Source organism: Streptomyces spinosisporus (genome assembly GCF_022698145.1).
In the GTDB taxonomy this organism is placed as follows: Bacteria; Actinomycetota; Actinomycetes; order Streptomycetales; family Streptomycetaceae; genus Streptomyces; species Streptomyces spinosisporus.
The window spans coordinates 189,833-211,631 of the sequence record NZ_JALDAX010000010.1 but is presented as its reverse complement, the minus strand read 5'-3'; the positions used below and the strand labels follow the sequence as shown (position 1 = coordinate 211,631).

The 21,799-nt window shown below is 72.0% G+C and carries 13 protein-coding genes; 6 read left to right on the top strand and 7 right to left on the bottom strand.

Annotated elements, in window-relative coordinates; genetic code table 11:
• Window positions 1-334 precede the first annotated feature (334 nt).
• Entirely contained in the window at window positions 335-1,120 is a 786-nt protein-coding gene (locus tag MQN93_RS25695; RefSeq protein WP_242711420.1) for a protein phosphatase 2C domain-containing protein, read from the top strand.
• Between the two features lie 38 nt (window positions 1,121-1,158).
• Here the strand turns inward: MQN93_RS25695 and MQN93_RS25690 are convergent, their stop codons facing one another.
• The gene (locus MQN93_RS25690) at window positions 1,159-1,650 is read right to left on the bottom strand and encodes a MarR family winged helix-turn-helix transcriptional regulator (RefSeq protein WP_016437972.1); all 492 of its coding nucleotides are present in this window, start codon (window positions 1,648-1,650) and stop codon (window positions 1,159-1,161) included.
• Between the two features lie 259 nt (window positions 1,651-1,909).
• On the opposite strand from MQN93_RS25690, the gene MQN93_RS25685 reads away from it, so the two are divergent.
• Complete coding sequence (locus tag MQN93_RS25685) at window positions 1,910-2,728, top strand: lysozyme (RefSeq protein WP_016437971.1); 819 nt, start codon at window positions 1,910-1,912, stop codon at window positions 2,726-2,728.
• Window positions 2,729-2,848: 120 nt separating this feature from the next.
• On the opposite strand, the gene lon is transcribed toward MQN93_RS25685, so the two are convergent.
• Window positions 2,849-5,263: an endopeptidase La gene (gene lon / locus MQN93_RS25680; RefSeq protein ID WP_242711419.1), complete on the bottom strand. Its 2,415-nt coding sequence runs from the start codon at window positions 5,261-5,263 to the stop codon at window positions 2,849-2,851.
• Between the two features lie 181 nt (window positions 5,264-5,444).
• Here lon and MQN93_RS25675 point away from each other — a divergent pair, with 181 nt between their 5' ends.
• The 4 genes from MQN93_RS25675 (at window position 5,445) to MQN93_RS25660 (ending at window position 12,194) form a co-directional block, all read left to right on the top strand.
• The gene (locus MQN93_RS25675; RefSeq protein ID WP_242711418.1) at window positions 5,445-6,122 is read left to right on the top strand and encodes a spermine/spermidine synthase domain-containing protein; all 678 of its coding nucleotides are present in this window, start codon (window positions 5,445-5,447) and stop codon (window positions 6,120-6,122) included.
• 133 nt (window positions 6,123-6,255) lie between these two features.
• The gene (locus MQN93_RS25670; RefSeq protein WP_016437968.1) at window positions 6,256-6,993 is read left to right on the top strand and encodes a response regulator transcription factor; all 738 of its coding nucleotides are present in this window, start codon (window positions 6,256-6,258) and stop codon (window positions 6,991-6,993) included.
• Complete coding sequence (locus tag MQN93_RS25665) at window positions 6,990-8,096, top strand: HAMP domain-containing sensor histidine kinase (RefSeq protein WP_016437967.1); 1,107 nt, start codon at window positions 6,990-6,992, stop codon at window positions 8,094-8,096. The genes MQN93_RS25670 and MQN93_RS25665 overlap by 4 nt, the downstream gene beginning before the upstream one ends.
• A gap of 291 nt (window positions 8,097-8,387) precedes the next feature.
• The gene (locus tag MQN93_RS25660) at window positions 8,388-12,194 is read left to right on the top strand and encodes a multifunctional oxoglutarate decarboxylase/oxoglutarate dehydrogenase thiamine pyrophosphate-binding subunit/dihydrolipoyllysine-residue succinyltransferase subunit (RefSeq protein WP_242711417.1); all 3,807 of its coding nucleotides are present in this window, start codon (window positions 8,388-8,390) and stop codon (window positions 12,192-12,194) included.
• Between the two features lie 82 nt (window positions 12,195-12,276).
• Here the strand turns inward: MQN93_RS25660 and fxsT are convergent, their stop codons facing one another.
• The 5 genes from fxsT to MQN93_RS25635 form a co-directional block, all read right to left on the bottom strand.
• Window positions 12,277-15,285: an FxSxx-COOH system tetratricopeptide repeat protein gene (gene fxsT, locus MQN93_RS25655; protein WP_242711416.1), complete on the bottom strand. Its 3,009-nt coding sequence runs from the start codon at window positions 15,283-15,285 to the stop codon at window positions 12,277-12,279.
• A gap of 156 nt (window positions 15,286-15,441) precedes the next feature.
• On the bottom strand, window positions 15,442-16,890 hold the full coding sequence (locus MQN93_RS25650) for an aKG-HExxH-type peptide beta-hydroxylase (protein ID WP_372504461.1): 1,449 nt from the start codon (window positions 16,888-16,890) through the stop codon (window positions 15,442-15,444).
• The gene (locus MQN93_RS25645) at window positions 16,890-18,005 is read right to left on the bottom strand and encodes an FxsB family cyclophane-forming radical SAM/SPASM peptide maturase (RefSeq protein WP_242711514.1); all 1,116 of its coding nucleotides are present in this window, start codon (window positions 18,003-18,005) and stop codon (window positions 16,890-16,892) included. The genes MQN93_RS25650 and MQN93_RS25645 overlap by 1 nt, the downstream gene beginning before the upstream one ends.
• Before the next feature lie 145 nt (window positions 18,006-18,150).
• A complete protein-coding gene (fxsA, locus tag MQN93_RS25640; protein ID WP_016437962.1) occupies window positions 18,151-18,330 on the bottom strand; it encodes an FxSxx-COOH cyclophane-containing RiPP peptide in 180 nt (59 codons plus the stop codon).
• 13 nt (window positions 18,331-18,343) lie between these two features.
• Complete coding sequence (locus MQN93_RS25635; protein ID WP_242711414.1) at window positions 18,344-21,799, bottom strand: SAV_2336 N-terminal domain-related protein; 3,456 nt, start codon at window positions 21,797-21,799, stop codon at window positions 18,344-18,346.

The following is a 21,799-nucleotide window of genomic DNA, read 5'->3' as shown; positions in this document are numbered from 1 at the left end:
CGCTCCGTCAACTGGCGCCGACCGCGCACACCCTCGGTACGGTCCCCGACCCTCCCAGTGCCGGTGGGCAGTGGCCGAGCATCACCTGACCCGCCACCCGAAGGAGTGAACATCGGAGGAGAGTTGGCGAGCAAGTTTCGCGGGCGCGTGCAGCGACCGCGCGCGGCGGGCCGGTTGGACGTCCGCGCCCGACGATGGCACTATTCGCCGCCACGCGTTCTCGGAACAACGGATTCCACCTCAAAACAGACGCCTGACCTGCGCGAGTGCGCCGATTCGGAAACCACCGTCGGCCTTTCGCAAACCTTGTGAAGACGTCGTGCAGACTGGCCGAATGCATACGGAACTTGTCTCGGAGCCCGGTGATCCCGCCCGCCCCAACGAGGACTTCGCGGCAGCCGCCCTCCCCGCCTCCGGCCAGGGCGGTGTGGTCGTCGTCCTGGACGGGGTGACACCTCCGCGCGACGGGACGGGCTGTCTGCATTCGGTGCCCTGGTACGTGGCACACCTGGGCGGTGCCCTGACCGAACTGACCGTTTCCCTCACGGATGTTCCGCTGGCCGAGGCCCTCTCGCGCGCCATCGCGCGCACAGCTCAATCACACTCCGCCACCTGTGACCTTTCTCACCCGCGCACCCCGCAGGCCACGGTGGTGATGGCGCGTTGGGGCGCGGAGACGGTCGAATACCTGGTCCTTTCGGACTCCGCGCTGCTCGTGGAGTCGCCGGACGGAGCGGTGACGGCCGTACTGGACGACCGTCTGTCCCGGCTGCCGCGTTCGGCCCTGGCGACGGACACCCTCGTGGACGCCACGGTCCGCAACAGGGAGGGCGGCTTCTTCACGGCGGCGGCGGATCCGATGGTGGCGGAGCGCGCGGTGACCGGGGTGCTCCCCCGCCACGAGGTACGCGCCCTGGCAGCCCTCACGGACGGCGCCACGCGCTGGGTCGAGAAGTTCCACGAGGGCACCTGGGAGGACTGCTTCAGGCTGGTGCGCAAGGAGGGCGCACGGGCCCTGGTGGAGCGCGTGCGCTCGCTGGAGAACGGGGACACGGAACGCAAGTTCCTGCGGCGCAGCAAGACGCACGACGACGCGACGATCGTGTACGCCGAACTCTGAGGGCCCCCCGGGGGCGGGGTCTTCGGGACGCCCGCGGACTACCGCTCCATACCGCGGTTCAACTGGCCGAGCAAGCGGGCCAGTTCGGCCACCTCCAGGCGGTCCCAATGGGAGAGCTGGCTGACGTAGCGCGCCCTTCGAGCATCGCGGACCTTGCGTACCCGGTCGTGGCCTTCATCCGTGAGACCCACCAACCAGGCCCGCCCGTCGGCCGGGTCGGGTTCGCGGGCGACCAGGCCCAGGTCCTCCAGGGCGCGCAGTTGACGGGACATGGTGGCCTTGCCGACGCCGATGTAGGCGGCCAGTTCCGTGGCGCGCTGCCGGCCGCACTCGTCGAGACGGATCAGCAGTCCGTACGCCGCCGACTCCAGGTCGGGGTGGACCTCGCGGGCCATCTCCCCCTGGTTGGCGCGGGCGCGCCGGAAGAGGATCGTCAGTTCGCGCTCCAGGGACAGGTACTCCTGGTCTGCACCACTCGGTGACATCTCCGCCGGCAGCCGGCGCTCGTCCCCGTTTCCGCCTTCGTGCACGTCAGTCCCTGCCTCGGTTTTCCCGATCCTGAAAGTTTCCGCCAGACCCCGCCGTTGCCGCAGCTCTCCAAGTATTTCGCAGGGCTAGACCAACGGCAGCCTCCGACCCCCCTTCCACCCGATCTTCTACGTGCGTAGCTTCTTTATCGGGTAACGAATGACATGCCCACGCCACAGAGCCCCATCCCAGAGCACCATCCCAGAGCAGCAACCCGCACTGGCCCCCCACCGAGCATCACCGAGCCTTCGGAGGCACGCCATGCCCGTGCACAGATCCGGATCGGTACGCCCCCGGCACCTCTTCCTCGCCGGACTCCTGCTCGCCGCCCTCTCGCTCGTCCTCGCCGTCCCCGCCACCGCCGCCGACACCCCGGCCCGCGGCTCCGCCCACATGGGCATGGGCGTCGCCGCCCACGACGGCACCGGCGCCCTGCCCTCCTCCGCCGACGCCACCCAGACCGAGGGCGTCGACGTCTCCAGTCACCAGGGCAATGTGGCCTGGTCGACGCTGTGGAGCAGCGGGGTCAAATGGGCGTACACCAAGGCGACCGAGGGGACTTACTACACCAACCCCTACTTCGCCCAGCAGTACAACGGCTCCTACAACGTCGGCATGATCCGCGGCGCGTACCACTTCGCCACGCCCGACACCACCAGCGGCGCGACCCAGGCCAACTACTTCGTCGACCACGGCGGCGGCTGGTCCAGGGACGGCAAGACGCTGCCCGGCGCCCTCGACATCGAGTGGAACCCCTACGGCGCCGCCTGCTACGGCAAGTCGGCGAGCGCGATGGTCAGCTGGATCGCCGACTTCCTGAACACCTACAAGGCCCGCACCGGCCGGGACGCGGTGATCTACACGGCCACCAGCTGGTGGACCGACTGCACCGGCAACTACGGCGGCTTCGCCGCCAACAACCCCCTGTGGATCGCCCGCTACGCCTCCAGCGTGGGGACGCTCCCGGCGGGCTGGGGCTACTACACGATGTGGCAGTACACCTCGTCCGGCCCGACCGTGGGCGATCACAACCGGTTCAACGGCGCCCTCGACCGGGTCGTCGCCCTCGCCAACGGCTGACGACCCACGAGCGACTCGCCTGACGTACGAGAAGCCTGACGTACGAGAAGCCTGACGTACGAGAAGAAGGCCCAAGCCTCCCTCACGGGACTTGGGCCTTCCCTCATCCGATGGCGTCCGTCACGCCGCCACCGGAACCTCCGGCGCCGCGTCGCTCGACGCGGGCGCGAGCGCCAGCTCCAGGACCTGGCGGACGTCCGTCACGGTGTGGACGTCGAGCTTGTCCAGCACCTCCGCGGGGACGTCGTCCAGGTCGGGTTCGTTGCGCTTGGGGATGACGACCGTCGTGACGCCCGCCCGCTGCGCGGCCAGCAGCTTCTGCTTCACGCCGCCGATGGGGAGCACCCGGCCGGTCAGCGAGACCTCTCCGGTCATCGCCACGTCCGTACGGACCTGACGGCCGGACAGCAGCGAGGCCAGCGCCGTCGTCATCGTGACGCCCGCGCTCGGACCGTCCTTCGGCACCGCGCCCGCGGGGAAGTGGATGTGCACGCCGCGGTCCTTGAGGTCCGCGACCGGCAGCTCCAGCTCGGCCCCGTGGCTGCGCAGGAAGCTCAGCGCGATCTGCGCCGACTCCTTCATCACGTCACCCAGCTGTCCGGTCAGGGTCAGACCCGCCGCGCCTGTCTCCGGGTCGGCGAGCGAGGCCTCCACGAACAGGACGTCGCCTCCGGCGCCGGTCACCGCGAGGCCCGTCGCCACACCCGGGACCGCCGTGCGGCGCTCCGCCGGGTCCTGCGCGGACTCCGGGACGTGGTGCGGCCGGCCGATCAGGCCGCGCAGGTCGGCGTCCGTGATCGTGAACGGCAGCTCCCGGTCGCCCAGTTCGTGCTGGGCCGCGACCTTGCGCAGCAGCCGGGCGATCGAGCGCTCCAGGGTGCGCACGCCCGCCTCGCGGGTGTACTCCCCGGCGAGCTTGCGCAGGGCGCTCTCCTCCAGGGTCACCTCGTCCTTGTCGAGACCGGCCCGCTCCAGCTGGCGCGGGAGCAGGTGGTCGCGGGCGATGACGACCTTCTCGTCCTCGGTGTATCCGTCCAGGCGCACGAGTTCCATACGGTCCAGGAGGGCTTCGGGGATTGCCTCCAGGACGTTCGCCGTGGCGAGGAAGACCACGTCCGACAGGTCGAGCTCGACCTCCAGGTAGTGGTCGCGGAAGGTGTGGTTCTGCGCGGGGTCGAGGACCTCCAGGAGGGCGGCCGCCGGGTCGCCGCGGAAGTCGGAGCCGACCTTGTCGATCTCGTCGAGCAGGACGACCGGGTTCATCGAACCGGCCTCCTTGATCGCCCGGACGATCCGGCCGGGCAGGGCACCGACGTACGTACGGCGGTGACCGCGGATCTCCGCCTCGTCGCGGACGCCGCCGAGGGCGACGCGGACGAACTTGCGGCCCATGGCGTGCGCGACGGACTCGCCGAGCGAGGTCTTTCCGACGCCGGGCGGGCCGACTAGGGCCAGCACGGCACCACCACGCCGGCCGCCGATGACGCCGAGGCCGCGGTCGGTACGGCGCTTGCGCACCGCCAGGTACTCGGTGATCCGCTCCTTGACGTCCTCCAGGCCCGCGTGCTCGGCGTCCAGAATCGCCTTGGCGCCCTGGATGTCGTAGGCGTCCTGGGTCCGTTCGTTCCACGGCAGTTCGAGGACGGTGTCCAGCCAGGTGCGGATCCAGGAGCCCTCGGGCGACTGGTCGCTGGACCGCTCCAGCTTGTCGACCTCCTTGAGGGCGGCCTCGCGCACCTTCTCCGGCAGGTCGGCGGCCTCCACGCGGGCGCGGTAGTCGTCGGACTCCTCGCCCTCCTGCTCGCCGTTGAGCTCGCGCAGCTCCTTGCGGACGGCCTCCAGCTGACGGCGCAGCAGGAACTCGCGCTGCTGCTTGTCGACGCCCTCCTGGACGTCCTTGGCAATGGTCTCGGCCACGTCCTGCTCGGCCAGGTGGTCGCGCAGCTGCTGGGTGGCGAGCTTCAGGCGGGCGACCGGGTCGGCGGTCTCCAGCAGTTCGATCTTCTGCTCGGTGGTCAGGAAGGGCGAGTAACCGGAGTTGTCCGCGAGCTGCGACACGTCGTCGATGGCCTGGACCCGGTCCACGACCTGCCAGGCGCCGCGCTTGCGCAGCCAGGCGGTGGCCAGGGCCTTGTACTCCTTGACCAGTTCGGTGACGTGACCGGGCAGCGGCTCGGGCACCCGCTCGTCGATCCTCGTCCCCTCGACCCACAGCGCCGCACCCGGCCCGGTCGTACCGGCCCCGATCTGCACGCGGCCGCGACCGCGGATCAGCGCGCCCGGGTCGCCGTCGGCGAGCCGGCCCACCTGCTCCACGGTGCCGAGGACACCGGTGCTCGGGTAGCTCCCGTCGACGCGGGGGACCAGCAGGACCCTGGGCTTTCCGGGCTCGGACCGGGCGGCGGCCTGGGCGGCCTCCACCGCGGCGCGTACATCGGCGTCGTTCAGATCCAGCGGTACGACCATCCCGGGGAGCACTACCTCGTCGTCGAGCGGCAGCACGGGCAGGGTGAGCGAAGTGGACGTCGAAGCCATGATCTCCCCTTCGGCAGTCAAGTTGAGTTACATCGACTCAATGCTTGCCACTGCCCGAATGTTCCCCAAGCCCCGTTCGCTGTCAGCGATCAGAGGGGTTCGGGGCAGGAGAGGTCACAGAGCTGGACGCACACCGCCTCCGGAACATTCCCGGCGCGCACGGCTCGTGCAGGATGGGGCCATGACCGCCACCTACGACACCCCTGTGGTTCTGGACCGTCGCGAGGGCCCGTACGGCGAGGTCGTGCTGCGCCGGCACGGCGAGCTGCTGCAGATCATCGCCAACGGGTGCTTCCTGATGGACACCTCGGACGGCCGCTCGGAGCGCCTGCTCGTGGACGCCGCGCGCGACGCCCTGGACCCACGCCCGCAGCCGCACGTTCTGATCGGAGGGCTCGGCGTGGGGTTCTCGCTCGCACATGCGGCGGCCGACCCCCACTGGGGCGCGATCACGGTCGTCGAGCGCGAGCCCGCCATTGTCGACTGGCACCGCACGGGGCCCCTCGCCACCATTTCGGAGCAGGCCGTCGCCGATCCGCGCACGGAGATCGTCGAAGCGGATCTGATCACCCACATCCGTGAGACTTCCGCCACGTACGACGCCCTCTGCCTGGACATCGACAACGGCCCCGACTGGACCGTCACCGAGGGCAACGACAATCTCTACTCACCGGCCGGACTGACAAGCTGCGCAAGGGTGTTGAAGCCGGGCGGCGTGCTCGCGGTCTGGTCCGCACAGCCCTCTCCGAATTTCGAAGAAACCTTGCGGAATGCCGGGTTCAAACAGGTGCGTACCGAAGAGATCCCCGTTGCCCGGGGCGTTCCGGACGTCGTACACATCGCCGTCCGGCCTGGATAGCCTCGGGGCCGTAACTCCCCGTACTCTGCTTCTCTGACGCAGATCATTCAAGCGTCAATCGCAAGCATGCGCAGGCACAGCCAGTCAGAAGGAATGACCCCACGCATTCCGGAAAGCAACTCAGGGGCGGGCGATGGAGCAGACCCACACATCCCACAACGGCACGACGGCGACCCCGGGCGCACAGCGACGGGTCCTGGTGGTCGAGGACGACCCGACCATCGTCGACGCCATCGCGACCCGCCTGCGCGCCGAGGGATTCCTCGTGCAGACCGCGGGCGACGGCCCGGCCGCCGTCGACACCGCCGAGGCCTGGCAGCCCGACCTGCTGATCCTCGACATCATGCTGCCCGGCTTCGACGGTCTGGAGGTCTGCCGCCGTGTGCAGGCCGCCCGTCCGGTGCCGGTGCTGATGCTCACCGCGCGCGACGACGAGACCGACATGCTGGTCGGACTCGGCGTCGGCGCCGACGACTACATGACCAAGCCGTTCTCCATGCGGGAACTGGCGGCACGCGTGCATGTGCTGCTGCGCCGGGTGGAGCGGGCCGCGCTCGCGGCGGCGACCCCGAGGAGCGGCATCCTGCGCCTCGGCGAGCTGGAGATCGACCACGCCCAGCGCCGGGTGCGGGTGCACTCGGAGGACGTGCACCTGACGCCCACCGAGTTCGACCTGCTGGTGTGCCTGGCGAACACCCCGCGCGCGGTGCTCTCCCGTGAGCAGCTGCTGGCGGAGGTGTGGGACTGGGCGGACGCCTCCGGCACCCGTACCGTCGACAGCCACATCAAGGCGCTGCGCCGGAAGATCGGCGCCGAGCGGATCCGCACCGTGCACGGTGTGGGCTACGCACTGGAGACCCCGACGCCATGAGCGGCGGTCCGGCCGCACGGAGAGGCCCCGGGGAGCCCTGGGGCGGTGTACGCCCGTTCTCGATCAAGACCAAGCTGGGCGTCCTGGTCGTCATCGCGGTCCTCATCACCACCGGGCTGATGATGATCGCCATGCGCACGGCGACGGAGCTGCGCTTCATCACGGTCTTCTCGATGATCGCCACGCTGCTCATCACGCAGTTCGTGGCCCATTCGCTCACCGCGCCGCTGGACGACATGAACGCCGTCGCCCACGCCATCTCGCACGGCGACTACACCCGCAGGGTGCGTGAGAACCGCCGGGACGAGCTGGGCGACCTGGCGCAGACGATCAACCGCATGGCCGACGACCTGGAGGCCCAGGAGCGGCAGCGCAAGGAGCTGGTGGCGAACGTCTCGCACGAGCTGCGCACCCCCATCGCGGGCCTGAGGGCGGTCCTGGAGAACATCGTGGACGGAGTCTCGCCGGCCGACCCGGAGACCATGCGCACGGCCCTGAAGCAGACGGAGCGCCTCGGCCGCCTGGTGGAGACCCTGCTGGACCTGTCCCGCCTCGACAACGGCGTCGTACCGCTGAAGCGGCGCCGCTTCGAGGTGTGGCCGTACCTGTCGGGCGTGCTGAAGGAGGCCAACATGGCCGTGCCCGCGCGCGCGGGCATCGCGTCGGGCTCCGGCAGTCACACGCGTACGGACGTCCATCTGCACCTCGACGTCTCCCCGCCGGAGCTGACCGCGCACGCGGACCCCGAGCGCATCCACCAGGTAGTGGCAAATCTCATCGACAACGCGGTCAAGCACAGCCCGCCGCACGGCCGCGTGACCGTGAAGGCGCGGCGCGGCCCGCTGCCGGAGTCGCTGGAGATGGAGGTGCTGGACGAGGGCCCGGGCATTCCGCGCTCCGAGTGGCACCGGGTCTTCGAGCGCTTCAACCGCGGCGGCGCGGGCGCGTCCAACGGACCGGGCAGCGACGGCGGCACCGGGCTCGGCCTCGCGATCGCCCGCTGGGCGGTCGACCTGCACGGAGGCGGGATCGGGGTGGCCGAATCGGAACGGGGTTGCCGGATTCGCGTCACTCTTCCGGGAGAGACAACCGATCAGAGTTGACGTAGGGTCCGCATCGGAGCCCCAAGATCCACCAGCGTCCGCGCTGACGGACACGTGTGATCAGGCACACGCCCGCGGGCCGGGCGCGACGGGCCCATTCCGGCATTTCCCGGCCCCCTGGATTCGAAGCGGAACCCCGCTTGTTTCCCGCCATTTCCAGGCCCGAAACGCGGTTTCCGATGTGACTTACACGACGATGAACCTGCCCGGCCTGACCTTCGGGGTCCGGGGGGCGTAGCCTTTATTCCCGCTGTCCATCACCTTGTGAAGCGGAAGAGGGCGGTTGCCGCCGTGTCGCCACAGTCCCCCAGTAACTCGACCATCTCGACCGACACCGACCAAGCGGGCAAGAACCCCGCGGCCGCGTTCGGCCCCAACGAGTGGCTCGTCGACGAGATCTATCAGCAGTACCTCCAGGACCCGAATTCGGTAGACCGAGCCTGGTGGGACTTCTTCGCCGACTACAAGCCCGGAGCGGCCGCCGCTCCGGCTCCGGCGGGTACTGCGGCCGCGGGGGCCGCAGGCACCACCTCCCCGGCACCGGCCGCGCCCGCGCAGGCCGCTCCGGCTCCGGCTCCGGCGGCGCCCGCCCCCGCGGCTGCCAAGCCCGCGGCCGCCGCTCCGGCACCCGCGCAGCCGGCTCCCGCCGCGAAGGCCCCGGCGCCCGCTCCGGCCAAGCCCGCCGCCGCGAAGCCCGCGGCCAAGGCCGAGCCCGCCGCCGCGTCCGCCGAGGGCCCCGAGCTGGTGACCCTGCGCGGTCCGTCCGCCGCCGTGGCCAAGAACATGAACGCCTCGCTGGAGCTGCCCACGGCCACGTCCGTGCGCGCGGTCCCGGTGAAGCTGCTGTTCGACAACCGCATCGTCATCAACAACCACCTCAAGCGCGCCCGGGGCGGGAAGATCTCCTTCACGCACCTGATCGGCTACGCGATGGTGCAGGCCATCAAGGCCATGCCGTCGATGAACCACTCCTTCACGGAGAAGGACGGCAAGCCGACCCTGGTCAAGCCGGACCACGTCAACCTCGGTCTGGCCATCGACCTGGTGAAGCCCAACGGCGACCGCCAGCTGGTCGTCGCGGCCATCAAGAAGGCCGAGACGCTGAACTTCTTCGAGTTCTGGCAGGCCTACGAGGACATCGTCCGCCGCGCCCGCGACGGCAAGCTGACGATGGACGACTTCTCCGGCGTGACGGTCTCCCTGACCAACCCCGGCGGCCTGGGCACCGTCCACTCGGTGCCGCGTCTGATGCCCGGCCAGTCGGTCATCCTGGGCGTCGGCTCCATGGACTACCCGGCGGAGTTCCAGGGCACCAGCCAGGACACCCTCAACAAGCTCGGCATCTCGAAGGTCATGACGCTCACGTCGACCTACGACCACCGGGTCATCCAGGGCGCCGCCTCCGGCGAGTTCCTGCGCCAGATCTCGAACCTGCTGCTGGGCGAGAACGGCTTCTACGACGAGATCTTCGAGGCCCTGCGCATCCCCTACGAGCCGGTCCGCTGGCTCAGGGACATCGACGCCAGCCACGACGACGACGTCACCAAGGCCGCCCGGGTCTTCGAGCTGATCCACTCCTACCGGGTCCGCGGCCATGTCATGGCCGACACCGATCCGCTGGAGTACCGCCAGCGCAAGCACCCCGACCTGGACATCACCGAGCACGGCCTGACCCTGTGGGACCTGGAGCGCGAGTTCGCCGTCGGCGGCTTCTCCGGCAAGTCCCTGATGAAGCTGCGCGACATCCTCGGCGTGCTGCGCGACTCGTACTGCCGCACCATCGGCATCGAGTTCATGCACATCCAGGACCCCAAGCAGCGCAAGTGGATCCAGGACCGGGTGGAGCGCCCGCACTCCAAGCCGGAGCGCGAGGAGCAGCTGCGCATCCTGCGCCGACTCAACGCCGCGGAGGCCTTCGAGACCTTCCTGCAGACGAAGTACGTCGGCCAGAAGCGCTTCTCCCTGGAGGGCGGCGAGTCCGTCATCCCGCTGCTCGACGCGGTCCTCGACAGCGCTGCGGAGTCCCGCCTCGACGAGGTCGTCATCGGCATGGCCCACCGCGGCCGGCTGAACGTGCTGGCCAACATCGTCGGCAAGTCGTACGCACAGATCTTCCGCGAGTTCGAGGGCAACCTCGACCCGAAGTCGATGCACGGCTCCGGCGACGTGAAGTACCACCTGGGCGCCGAGGGCACCTTCACCGGCCTGGACGGCGAGCAGATCAAGGTCTCGCTGGCCGCCAACCCGTCCCACCTCGAGACGGTCGACCCGGTCATCGAGGGCATCGTCCGCGCCAAGCAGGACATCATCAACAAGGGCGGCACCGACTTCACGGTCCTGCCGGTCGCCCTGCACGGTGACGCGGCCTTCGCGGGCCAGGGCGTGGTGGCCGAGACCCTGAACATGTCGCAGCTGCGCGGCTACCGCACGGGCGGCACGGTCCACATCGTCATCAACAACCAGGTCGGCTTCACCGCCGCCCCGGAGTCCTCGCGTTCGTCGATGTACGCGACCGACGTGGCCCGCATGATCGAGGCCCCGATCTTCCACGTGAACGGCGACGACCCGGAGGCCGTGGTCCGCGTCGCGCGGCTCGCCTTCGAGTTCCGCCAGGCGTTCAACAAGGACGTGGTGATCGACCTCATCTGCTACCGCCGCCGCGGTCACAACGAGTCGGACAACCCGGCCTTCACCCAGCCGCTGATGTACGACCTGATCGACAAGAAGCGCTCGGTGCGCAAGCTCTACACCGAGTCCCTCATCGGTCGCGGCGACATCACCCTGGAAGAGGCCGAGCAGGCGCTGCAGGACTACCAGGGCCAGCTGGAGAAGGTCTTCACCGAGGTCCGCGAGGCGACCTCGCAGCCGAGCGCCGCCCCGGTGTCGGACCCGCAGGCCGAGTTCCCGGTCCCGGTGACCACCGCGATCTCCGCGGAGGTCGTCAAGCGGATCGCCGAGTCCCAGGTCAACATCCCCGACCACTTCCACGTCCACCCGCGTCTGCTGCCGCAGCTGCAGCGCCGGGCGGCGATGGTCGAGGACGGCACGATCGACTGGGGCATGGGCGAGACCCTCGCCATCGGCTCGCTGCTGCTGGAGAACACCCCGGTCCGGCTGTCCGGCCAGGACTCCCGCCGCGGCACCTTCGGCCAGCGTCACGCGGTCCTCATCGACCGTGAGACCGGCGAGGACCTGACCCCGCTGCAGTACCTCTCCGACGACCAGGCGCGCTACAACGTCTACGACTCCCTGCTCTCCGAGTACGCGGTCATGGGCTTCGAGTACGGCTACTCGCTGGCCCGCCCGGACGCGCTCGTGATGTGGGAGGCGCAGTTCGGCGACTTCGTCAACGGCGCCCAGTCGGTGGTCGACGAGTACATCTCCGCGGCCGAGCAGAAGTGGGGCCAGACCTCCGGCGTCACGCTGCTGCTCCCGCACGGCTACGAGGGCCAGGGCCCGGACCACTCCTCGGCCCGCGTCGAGCGCTTCCTGCAGCTGTGCGCGCAGAACAACATGACGGTCGCGATGCCGACCCTGCCGTCGAACTACTTCCACCTCCTGCGGTGGCAGGTGCACAACCCGCACCACAAGCCGCTGGTGGTCTTCACCCCGAAGTCGATGCTGCGCCTGAAGGCCGCCGCGTCGAAGACGGAGGAGTTCACCTCGGGTCAGTTCCGTCCGGTCATCGGCGACTCCTCGGTCGACCCGGCCGCGGTCAGGAAGGTCGTCTTCGTGGCGGGCAAGCTGTACTACGACCTGGAGGCCGAGCGCACCAAGCGCGGCGTCAAGGACGTGGCGATCGTCCGGGTCGAGCGGCTGTACCCGCTGCCGGGTGCCGAGCTCCAGGCGGAGATCGCCAAGTACCCGAACGTCGAGAAGTACCTGTGGGCCCAGGAGGAGCCGGCGAACCAGGGTGCCTGGCCGTTCATCGCGCTCAACCTGATCGACCACCTGGACCTGGCGGTCGGCGCGGACGTCCCGCACGGCGAGCGCCTGCGCCGTATCTCCCGCCCGCACAGCTCGTCCCCGGCGGTCGGTTCCGCGAAGCGGCACCAGGCCGAGCAGGAGCAGCTGGTGCGTGAGGTGTTCGAGGCCTGAGCCACCGGCTCGGAGCAGCACCAAGGGCCCGCCCCCGGAGTCGTTCCGGGGGGCGGGCCCTTCGGCGTGCGGGGCTACGGCGTCATGTCGCCTGGGGTTCGAAGTCCCAGTACGGCCGGTTGCGGGAGCGGGCCGAGATGGTGTGGACGTGCTGCTTGCCGAGCGTGGACTCCAGGTCCGCCAGGGCGCCCTGCTCGACCTTCTCGGCCTGCTGGATGTCCCGCAGCCCGCGCAGGTCGGCCGCGTGGGCGACCCGGGCGGACAGGGTGAGCGGGTGCGTGGCGCCCAGCGTCTCGGTGGCGCGGGTGATGGTCTGCCTGCTCAGCTCGGCCGCCGCCTCGGTGTCGCCGACCAGGTTGCGCAGCGCGGAGGCGTTGATGGCACACCCCAGCGTGTAGGGGTGGTTCTCCCCCACGGCCGCGGTCATCTCCGCCAGCGCCTGCTCGACGAGCACATGGGCGTGTTCCCGTTCGCCGACGCTGCGCAGGATCAGCGCGTGGTTGGCGCGGGCCCCGGCGATGAACGGGTGACCGGCGATCAGCAGCGACTCGTAGCGGGCGATGATGGACTCGCTGGTCTCGCGGGCCTGGTCGATGTCGCCGTGCTCGCGGGCGAAGCAGCTCTGGCTGACGGCGGCGGCCAGCGTCTCCGCGTGCCGGTCGCCCAGCTTGCGTTCGTAGCGCTCCAGTACGCGGGTCAGCAGCGCCCCGGCCGCCGCGCGGTCCCCGACGCGCAGCCGGCACAGCGCGAGGTTGTGCTCGGAGCGCAGGGTCTGCGGGTTGTCGGAGCCGAGGACGAGCCGGCACTCGCGGACGTTCTTCGACTGGATCGACTCGGCCTCGGTGTAGCGGCCCAGCAGCCGCAGTCCGATGGCGTAGGAGATCTCCGACATCAGCGCCCAGGGGTGGCGCGCCTTCAGCAGCCGGCGGCGGGACTCCAGCGTCTTCTCGTCGATCTCCAGGGCCTGCTGGTAGTGGCCGAGGAGGCGGTGGCCGAAGCCCAGGTTGTTCAGGGCGTTGAGGGTGCGGGAGTCCTCCTCGCCCAGCAGGTCCCGGTAGGTCGGGTAGAGCCACTGGTAGATCTCCAGTGCCTCGTCGTAGCGGCCGAGCCCCCACAGGTCGGCGCCGAGGCCGTTGACCGCCCGCAGATAGTCCAGGTCGCGGTCGCCGCGCTCGTCGCGCAGATGGTCGGCCGCCTGCCGTTCGAGGGCCTCGGTGCGTTCGTAGTCCCCGGAGGAGCGCAGCAGGTTGGCGTAGTGGTAGGTGAGCTCCCAGATCCGCGGGTGGTGCTCGCCGAGGGTGGTCCGCCAGGCGCGCAGGGCGCGCTCGCCGAGCTTGACGCCGGAGCTGAACTCACCGGCGAAGTACATGTAGCGCAGGCAGTTGAGGACCAGCCGCTGCACCTTGGTGTCCTGGCTCTTGAGGACGTCCGCGTGCTTGAGGTGCGGCACGAGCTCGGCGTAGGTGTCCCACAGCCGGGTGTCGGTGGCGCGGCCCGGGTCGGCGGAGGCCAGGGCGCGCCGGACGACCTCTATGAACTCGCGGCGCTCCGGCTCGGGCATGTCGTTGCGGACGATCTGGTGGACCATGCGGTGCAGGTACAGCGACTCGCCCGAGGCCGAGCCCGGCTCGCCGGTCGCCTCGTGCGACTCCAGGCGCACCACGGAGTACTGGCGCAGCTGGTTGATCGCCCGGTTCCACAGCAGCGGGTCCTCCAGCAGCCCGGTGAGCTGCTCGGGCAGGTCGTCGTGCGGCATGTCCTTCAGCAGGCGTACGGGGACGAAGCCGGGCGCGAAGAACGTGCACAGGCGCAGCAGGTCGACGGATTCCGGGACCGTCTCGCGGAGTTTGTTCAGCAGTATCGACCAGGCGGTCTGGAAGGCGACCGGGAAGTCGGCGGACACCTTGACGACGTCCTGGTCGATGCCGCCCTCCAGCAGGGCGATGTAGTCCTCGACGGACAGGTCGGAGTCGTTGAGCCAGCCGGCCGTCTGGTCCAGCAGCAGCGGCAGGTCCTCCAGGGCCTCGGCGAGCTGGTCGGCGTCCGGCTCCGACAGCCGCGGCGCGCGGCGCCGGATGAAGGCGACCGACTCGTCGCGGGCGTACACCGGAACCTGCATCAACTGGCTGTTGTGCTCGCCCCATTGGGGGTTCCGGGAGGTGATGAGCACATGGCCGGGGCCGGTGGGCACGAGGTCCCAGATCTGGTCGGGGTCGTCGGCGCCGTCGAGGATCAGCAGCCAGCGCGAGAACGGCTCGCCGCGGCGCAGCGCGTCGCGCACGGCGCGCAGCCGCTCGCCGTACTCGGCGCCCGTCGACAGGCCCAGTTTCGGGGCGAGTTCGGCGAGCTGGCGGCGGTAGGAGACGCGTTTCTCGGCGTTGATCCACCACACCACGTCGTACTCGGAGCTGAACCGGTAGACGTACTCGGCGGCGAGCTGGGTCTTGCCCACGCCGGACATGCCGTAGAGCGCGAGGACACCGGCTCCCGGCTCGCTGCCGTGCAGCAGGTGGTAGGCGTCGTTCAGCAGCGGCTCGCGGCCGGTGAAGCGGGTGTTGCGGCGCGGTACGTTGCCCCACACCTCGGGCATGGCGGACGGGAAGCGCGGGGCGCGGCGGCCGTCGGCGGGGTCCTGCGGGGGTGCGTCGGGCAGGTCGAGGCGTTCGGCGAGACGGCGTTCGGCCTCGTCGGGGCCGATGTTGACGAGGTCGGCGGGGGCGAGCACCGCGGCGGCGGCCGGGATGGCGGCGGTGGTCACCGAGACGGCCGCGAAACGCGACGGGTCGGGCGCCACGACCTCGCCGAGCGCGGCGTTCCACTCCTCGTGGGTGCGCGGGCCGAGTTTGAAGTACCAGTCGCTGACGAGGATGAGGACCCGGCCCTCGGCCAGGCTCAGACCGCGCAGCAGGTCGACGAGCGGGACCTCCGGCGGGGCGTCCCAGCGCAGGTACACCACGCGTAGACCGCGCCGCTCCAGGCGGTCGCCGATCCAGGCCGCCCAGGCCCGGTTGAATCCGGCGAAGCTGATCGTGACGGTCTGCCGCGCGGCCCTCCTCTCGGCTGACCCGACCGGCCTACGAGTTCCAGACATGCCGCGGCCTCCCGCATGAAATCTTAAGAGCTGGACACGGCTCCGGGAAGGCGCACGACGCACCGCCGCCGACGCTCGTGGTTCGCATCCTTTCCCGCAAGCGCAACGATCACCACCATCGGGGGGCACGTTTTCCGCCGAATGCCCCGGGCCGGGTCACGCGAGTGGCGCACGCAGTTCCTGGGGAACCCGTCGTGCCCACAGTCGACGTGCGGTGCGCACGTACTCCAGGGCGCGCACGGCGTGTGCGCGGGGCGCGGGATGGTCGGCCATACGAGCGTGCGCGTCGACCATGCACTCCACCAACCTCCGTCCCGGCGGCGTGAGTTCGCCGGAGCCGACGAGGGCGGGCAGGGCCGCGCCCACCTGGGCGTGGTAGCGGGCGAACTGGCTCCAGTCGGTGTCGAGGTGCGCCCGGTCCGAGCCGTCGAGCGCCCTGCGCTGGTGGAAGTCGGCGAGCGCCAGATGGGCGTAGGCACCCTGCAGCAGGCCGTCGTAGGGCCGCGGATCGGGCCGCCAGGGCGCGAAGTACCGTGCCCGGTCGTCGGCGTGATGGAGGGTCACCATCTCGCTGACGACGGCCAGTTTGGCGTGGTGGAGTTCGTGCACGAGGGTGGCGGCCAGACGGGTGGCGTCGGGCGGGGTGCTGCTGAGCACGGCGCCGAACGCCTCGCTGCGGGTGGCGCTGCACGATCCGCGGCGGGCCTCGGCCGTGGCCCGGTCGGGCGTGGCGAGCGGCACCAGGCAGCGCAGCAGGGTGGCCGCCTCGGCCGGCCGCTGCTCCCCCGCGGGCAGCAGTGCCGCCGGTGTGCCGGACCACGCCTGGAGCCAGTTCTTGCGCTCGCCGTCGTCGAGGGTGGCGGGGCCGGTCAGGCCGTAGCACTGCGGGTCGCCGGGCGCGGCACGGTAGGGGTCGAAGTCCTCCAGGGGCAGCGGCGGGCCGTCCGGGAGCAGGGCGGGCAGCGCGTAGGCCGGGTGCCAGGCGCGGGAGTCGGACCAGGCGCCGAAGCCGTCCTCCAGGAACACGTGGACGTCCGCGGCTCCCGGCCGGCTCAGGGTCAGCCGCCCGTGTCGGTGCACGACGTCGAGGGCCACCGGGCCGGAACCGTCGACGGACAGGGCCCCGAGGGACGGCAGGGCGAGGGCCCCGCCGTGGGCGTCGAGGCGTACGGCGAAGGGGACGCCGGCGCGTGCGGCGACGGCCGCGGCGACGGCGCTGAAGTGCGCCAGATCGGCGGCGAGTTCACGCCCGCGCTGCTCGCGGTCGGCCCCGGAGGCCCGGCCGGGCGGGGCGGTGAGCGCCTGGAGGCACCTCCTGGCCCAGGGGCCGAGGAGCGGGCGGCACAGGGCGGTGCGCACGGCTGAGGCGTCGGCCGGGCCGTACGCCGCTTCGGCCGCCTCCAGCAGGGCCCAGTCCACCCGTAACCGCTCGCTGGCGGCGGGTGGGCACACGTCCGCCCCGGCGGCGTCGGCCGCCTCCAGGATGGCCCGCAGGAGCAGCATCCGCCGGGTGTCCTGGTCGCGGACGAGCAGCGCGAGGGTGTCGGGACCGCCGCCGATGCCGCCGAGTTCGGCGAGGGCGCGGTCGGTCAGCGGAGGAAGTATCACGAAGTGCCTCCTTGGGCCGGGACGGCGGCCGCCGTGGCCGTCTCCTCGGTGAGCCGTCGCGCCACGTGCCGGATGAAGCGCTGCAGGTCGCCGCAGTAGACGGAGGGGTTGGTGAAGCCGTGCCCGGCCCGGTAGCGGTGGGCGTACTGGCCGCCGCCGCACACGTGCAGCAGGGGGCAGGCGCGGCAGGTGGCGTGCAGGGCGTCCGCGCCCGCCTGCCGGGCCGCCACCGCCGGGTGGCGCAGCGCCTCGTCGAAGGGGTGCCGGAAGACGTCGAGGCCGGTCTCGGCCGCGCCGTCGTAGGCCGACTTCAGGGAGTCGACCTGCTCGATGGATCCGTCGGTCTCGACGACGACGGTCTCGAAGGGGGCCAGCCCGAGCGCTTCGGTGGCGGCGGGCCGGCCCAGCAGCAGGGCGATGCAGGCCTCGAACAGGCGGACCCTCGTCTGCCGCCGTCCCGCCCGCCACCAGCGGTCGAAGACGGCGCACAGCCACTGCCCGTACCGGTCCCCGGCCAGGTGCGGCGGCGGGGCGGACCAGTTGCCGTGCGGCAGCAGCAGGTCCAGGGCCGGCGGGCGCAGCGCGAGGAGCGAGTCGTAGGTCTCGACCGGGTCCAGCGTGGGGTCGACGACGGTGAGGATGCCCGCGTACGAGTCCGGGAAGCGGTCGGCGACCAGGCGCGCGCCGCGTGCGGCGGCGGGCCAGGAGGGGCGTCCGGCGTGGTCGACGCGGCGCGCGTTGTGGCCGGGCAGGCCGCCGTCGAGGCTGATGCCCACCCGGATGCCGGCGGCGGCCAGGGTGGCCAGCCGGGTTTCGGTGAGGAGCGTGGCGTTGGTCTGCACGGACGCGTGGACGCGGGTGCCGTGCGGGACGCGGGCGCGCACGCGCTCGGTGAAGCGGGCGAGGGTGCCGGCTCCGGCCAGGAGGGGTTCGCCGCCGTGCAGGACGAGGGACAGGTCGGCGCTGGCGTGCGCGAGCGCGTGCTCGGCGATGCGGTCGGCGGTGCGGTCGAGCACGGCCCGGGAGGCCTTGGCGGGGCGGTCGCGCCAGGTGCGGTCGGGGCCCTCGTAGAGGTAGCAGTAGCGGCAGGCGAGGTTGCAGCGGCCGTGCATCTTGACGATGAACTGCCGGAAGGGGAAAGGCGCGACGCTGACGACGCCGTGCGACACTTGGCCACCCCCTGCCCGACCGGCGCCATGACCTGAACTCATGGGCTGTGAACGGTATTTGACCGAAAATCGACCGTGCCGGACCGGGTCAGAACGCGCTGCCGTACCCCCAGAGCATCTCGCCGGGCCGGGCCGCCCGCTCCCGCAGGTCGTCGAGGACCTCGCGCAGCACCGGGTGCCCGACGGTCCGCAACTCGGCGAGGTTCAGGGCGAGTACGTCCTCGACCGGCTCGTCCGGTGCCGGCTTCCCGGCTGCCTCCGCTTGCATCGTCTCCCCCTCGTCATTCCAGCTCGGCGAGCTTGCGCGCGGTCTCGTCCGCGGTGGGCCCGCCGGTGCCGACCCAGTCGTCCGGCAGCCGCTGCCATTCCGCGCGCGCCGCACGGTAGGCGTCGCGGGCGGCGCGCGGGCGCGCGGCCGCCTCATAGGTCATACCCCGCCAGTGGTGGGCCTGAGCGCCCAACTCCACGGCCTCGTGGCACCGCCGCTCGGTCTCGGCCTGTTCCTCGGCCTCCCGGGCGGACTCCGACGCGTCCCGGAAGGCGTCGGCCGCCGCGTCCAGACGCGTGGGCCGGCCCAGGCCCCGGTACGCCTCGAACTGCGCCTGCCCGAGGGCGAGCAGGGCGCGGGCGGCCGGCAGCGCCTTCGTGGCGCCCGCCGCCGCCAGCCCGAACAGGTACTCCGCCTCCCGCAGGTCCACCGGGTCGCCCAGGGTGCCGTAGCGGGCCATCAGCGCCTGGCCGAGCAGCAGCAGGCGGTGGGCCAGGCGGGCATCCCCGGACACCGTCTCGGTACGGCACTCGCGCAGCACGCGGATCGCGCGCGACAGCGAGACCGGCGCCCGGGAGCCGCTCTCCAGCGAGGCCAGCCGCAGCAGCGTCTCGCCCCATTCGGCGAGGACGTCCGCGTGCGCCGGGGCGTCCCTGGGCATGCCGTGGGCGGCCTGCTCGAACCGGTCGGCGGCGGCGCGGAGTTCCGCCGTCTCACCGGTCTCGCGGTGCCGCGCCACGGCGATGCGGCCGGCGCGCACCAGCAGCGTGGAGCGCAACGACCGTTCCCGGACCAGCTCCAGCGCCTCGTCGATCCGCTCCTGCGCCTCGTCGAGCGAGCCGCCCGAGGCCAGCAGCGCGTCCACCAGGTCGCGTCGCACCCGTACGCCGTCCGGGGCCCGCTCCTCGGCTCCTACGGGCTCCAGCGCGTCCCGCAGCGACCGTGCGGCCTGTTCGGCGTGGTCGCGGGCCAGCTGCGGGTCGGCGGTCGCATCGGCCAGCCGCAGCAGGATCCGGCCGTGGGCCAGCGGGAGTTCACGGGGGCGCCGGCTGCGGTCGGGCCAGGCGTCCGCGAACGCCTCCAGCATGCCGACGGCGCCCTGCAGCAGCGCGCTGTCGCCGCCGAGCCCCCACTGCGCCTCCAGCGCGCGGACCCGCTCCAGGGTGAGTTCGAGTGCCTCGTCCTGGGTGAGGTCGGGGGCGGCGAACGCGCCCGCGTACTCGCGGTCGGCGCGGCTGAGCAGTTCCAGCGCGGCGTGCGCATCGCCGTGGCGCCTGCGGTCGGTGGCGGCGGCGTGCAGCACGCGCGCGAGGACGGCCCTCTCCCGCAGGGCATGCGGGTGGGCGACGGCCCGTTCGGCGGCCTGCTCGGCCTCGCGCAGCAGCTCGGGGCCGCCCTGCACCTCCCACAGCCGCAGCGTGCAGCGCGCGTACTGCGCCCACAGCTCGGGATCCCGGCCCACGGGCCGCTCGTGCTCGGCGGCGCCGCGCAGCAGCTGCACGGCGTCGATGAGGTCCTGCACCATGCCCTCGGCGTCGAACCGTTCGAGCAGGTCGCGGGCCTGCCCGATCGCCTGGTGGGGCTCGCGGGGTCCGGCCGGATCGGGCGTGACCCCGCCGCCGTAGACCGCGAACTGCTCGGGCAGCGGCATGAAGCGTTCCAGCACGCGCGCGGCGACCTCCGCGAAGGGCTGTGGTGCGAGCGTCACGTCGCCGTTGTCGCCCGGGTAGCCGCCACCGGGCGCGTACGGCCGTCCCGAGCCGCCGTTGCCGAGCTGGGCGAGGGCGAGGGCCGGGAAGTTGGGGCCGCCCTTGCCGTAGCGCTGCTCGATGTACTCCGAGCAGTGCTTGAGGACGAGCACCGCCTCGTCCCGGCCCAGGGTCGACAGCAGCGCCTCCTGCACGTCCGGCTGCATCCGGTACCACTGGGCGCCGTCGTCGCCGTAGCCGTCGCCGGCCCGGCTGACCAGGCCGCTGAGCAGCACCTCGGCCAGTTCCGAGGGGCCCGAGTCGGGCAGCATGGTGCGCTGCACTAGCTGCATGACCGGCAGGCACAGCGGGGCAGCCGCCAGGTAGACCGCGAGCCGGCCGGCGGCCGGGGAGGCGGTGGCGCGGAAGCGGCCGACGCGCTCCCCCCAGGAACGCGACCGGGCGGCGCCGCTTTCGGGAGCGGGCGGCTGGTCGGCGCGCACCCATCCGACGGCCCCGGCGACCGGACCCGAACCGGCGCCGGACAGCAGCCGGGCCCAGGAGCCGAGCGCCACCGGCTCGGGCGGCAGCACCGGTACGGGCAGCCCTCCGCGGCGCAGTTCGGCGGGCGCGCCGACCGGGGTGCGCACCCGCAGCACGGCGGCACCGCCGAGCGTCTCGCCGCGGGTGAGTTCGCCGTACGTCACGGGCAGCCGCGTCCGGGTCCACAGGCGCTGCGGGAGGGGCTGCAGGACCGCCGCCGGGGCCTGCCGGGCCAGGTGGTGCAGCAGCCGGTGCGCGGCGCCGCTGCGCCACAGCGGACCCGCGCAGTCGCTGACCAGGAGGGTGATCCGGCGCCCGGTCGGGTCGCTGAGCCGGTCCGCGCCGTGCAGCGGGGCCGCGTGCACGTCGAGGCTGCGGGAGACCACCGGTTCGCCGTCCGGGCTCTCGTGCAGATGGCAGACCTGGACGTCGCCGAAGGCGCCCAACTGGGCGAAGACCTGCTCCAGTTCGCTGAACATGCGGTCCCACACGCGCATCGACGGTGACGCGTCCAGGACGAGCTGCAGCCGGGTGTCGCCCCGGGTCACGGCCCGGTACACCGGCATGACCAGGCCGCCCGCGCGGGCGCTGAGTTCGGCCGTCGCGGTCTCGTCCAGGGTGCGGCGCAGCGGCGGGGCGGCGCTGCGGTAGCCCTGCAACGGGCGTAAGGCGCGCTGGAGTTCGAGCGGCGCGGGCAGCACGGAGGCGGCGGGCACGCCGATGGGCAGCGCCGAGGTGTGCCGGGACGCACGCGCGCGTGCCGCGTCGCCGCGCGAGGGCGGGTAGAGCGCGACGCGCCCGCTCGGCCCGGTGTCGTACGACGGCGCCGGCTCCGCCTGCCGCGGCGCCGAGGTGTCCTGCCCGACCGGCGCCGGCCCCTGCCCGGACACGCCCTCGTCACCCCGCCCCACCCGCTCCGGCCCGACCGCGGCCGACTCCTCCCCCCGCCCACCCACGGGCCGAGACCAACGAGCCAGCCACAGCGCGTCACTGAGCCCCTCAGCATCGGGATCAAGCCCGGCCTGCCGCAGCCTGGCGACCAGTTCGGCGATGGGGTCGGGGGCGGCTTGGGGGGTTGGGTCGGGGGTGGTGGGGGCGTGGTCGTTCTGGGGGGTCGGGTCGGAGTCGGTGGGGGCTTGGGCGTCCTGGGGCGGCGAGTCGGGGTCGGTGGTGTCCCGGCTGTTCTGAGGGTTCGGGTCGGGGTCGGTCGGGCCGTGGCGGGCGGTTGCGTCGGGCAT

Bases quoted from the DNA above. Each gene is read 5' to 3' on its own strand.
- MQN93_RS25695 (WP_242711420.1), top strand. From the start codon at position 335: ATGCATACGGAACTTGTCTCGGAGCCCGGTGATCCCGCCCGCCCCAAC.
- MQN93_RS25685 (WP_016437971.1), top strand. From the start codon at position 1,910: ATGCCCGTGCACAGATCCGGATCGGTACGCCCCCGGCACCTCTTCCTC.
- lon (WP_242711419.1), bottom strand. From the start codon at position 5,263: ATGGCTTCGACGTCCACTTCGCTCACCCTGCCCGTGCTGCCGCTCGAC.
- MQN93_RS25675 (WP_242711418.1), top strand. From the start codon at position 5,445: ATGACCGCCACCTACGACACCCCTGTGGTTCTGGACCGTCGCGAGGGC.
- MQN93_RS25670 (WP_016437968.1), top strand. From the start codon at position 6,256: ATGGAGCAGACCCACACATCCCACAACGGCACGACGGCGACCCCGGGC.
- MQN93_RS25665 (WP_016437967.1), top strand. From the start codon at position 6,990: ATGAGCGGCGGTCCGGCCGCACGGAGAGGCCCCGGGGAGCCCTGGGGC.
- fxsT (WP_242711416.1), bottom strand. From the start codon at position 15,285: ATGTCTGGAACTCGTAGGCCGGTCGGGTCAGCCGAGAGGAGGGCCGCG.
- MQN93_RS25645 (WP_242711514.1), bottom strand. From the start codon at position 18,005: ATGCACGGCCGCTGCAACCTCGCCTGCCGCTACTGCTACCTCTACGAG.
- fxsA (WP_016437962.1), bottom strand. From the start codon at position 18,330: ATGCAAGCGGAGGCAGCCGGGAAGCCGGCACCGGACGAGCCGGTCGAG.
- MQN93_RS25635 (WP_242711414.1), bottom strand. From the start codon at position 21,799: ATGCCCGACGCAACCGCCCGCCACGGCCCGACCGACCCCGACCCGAAC.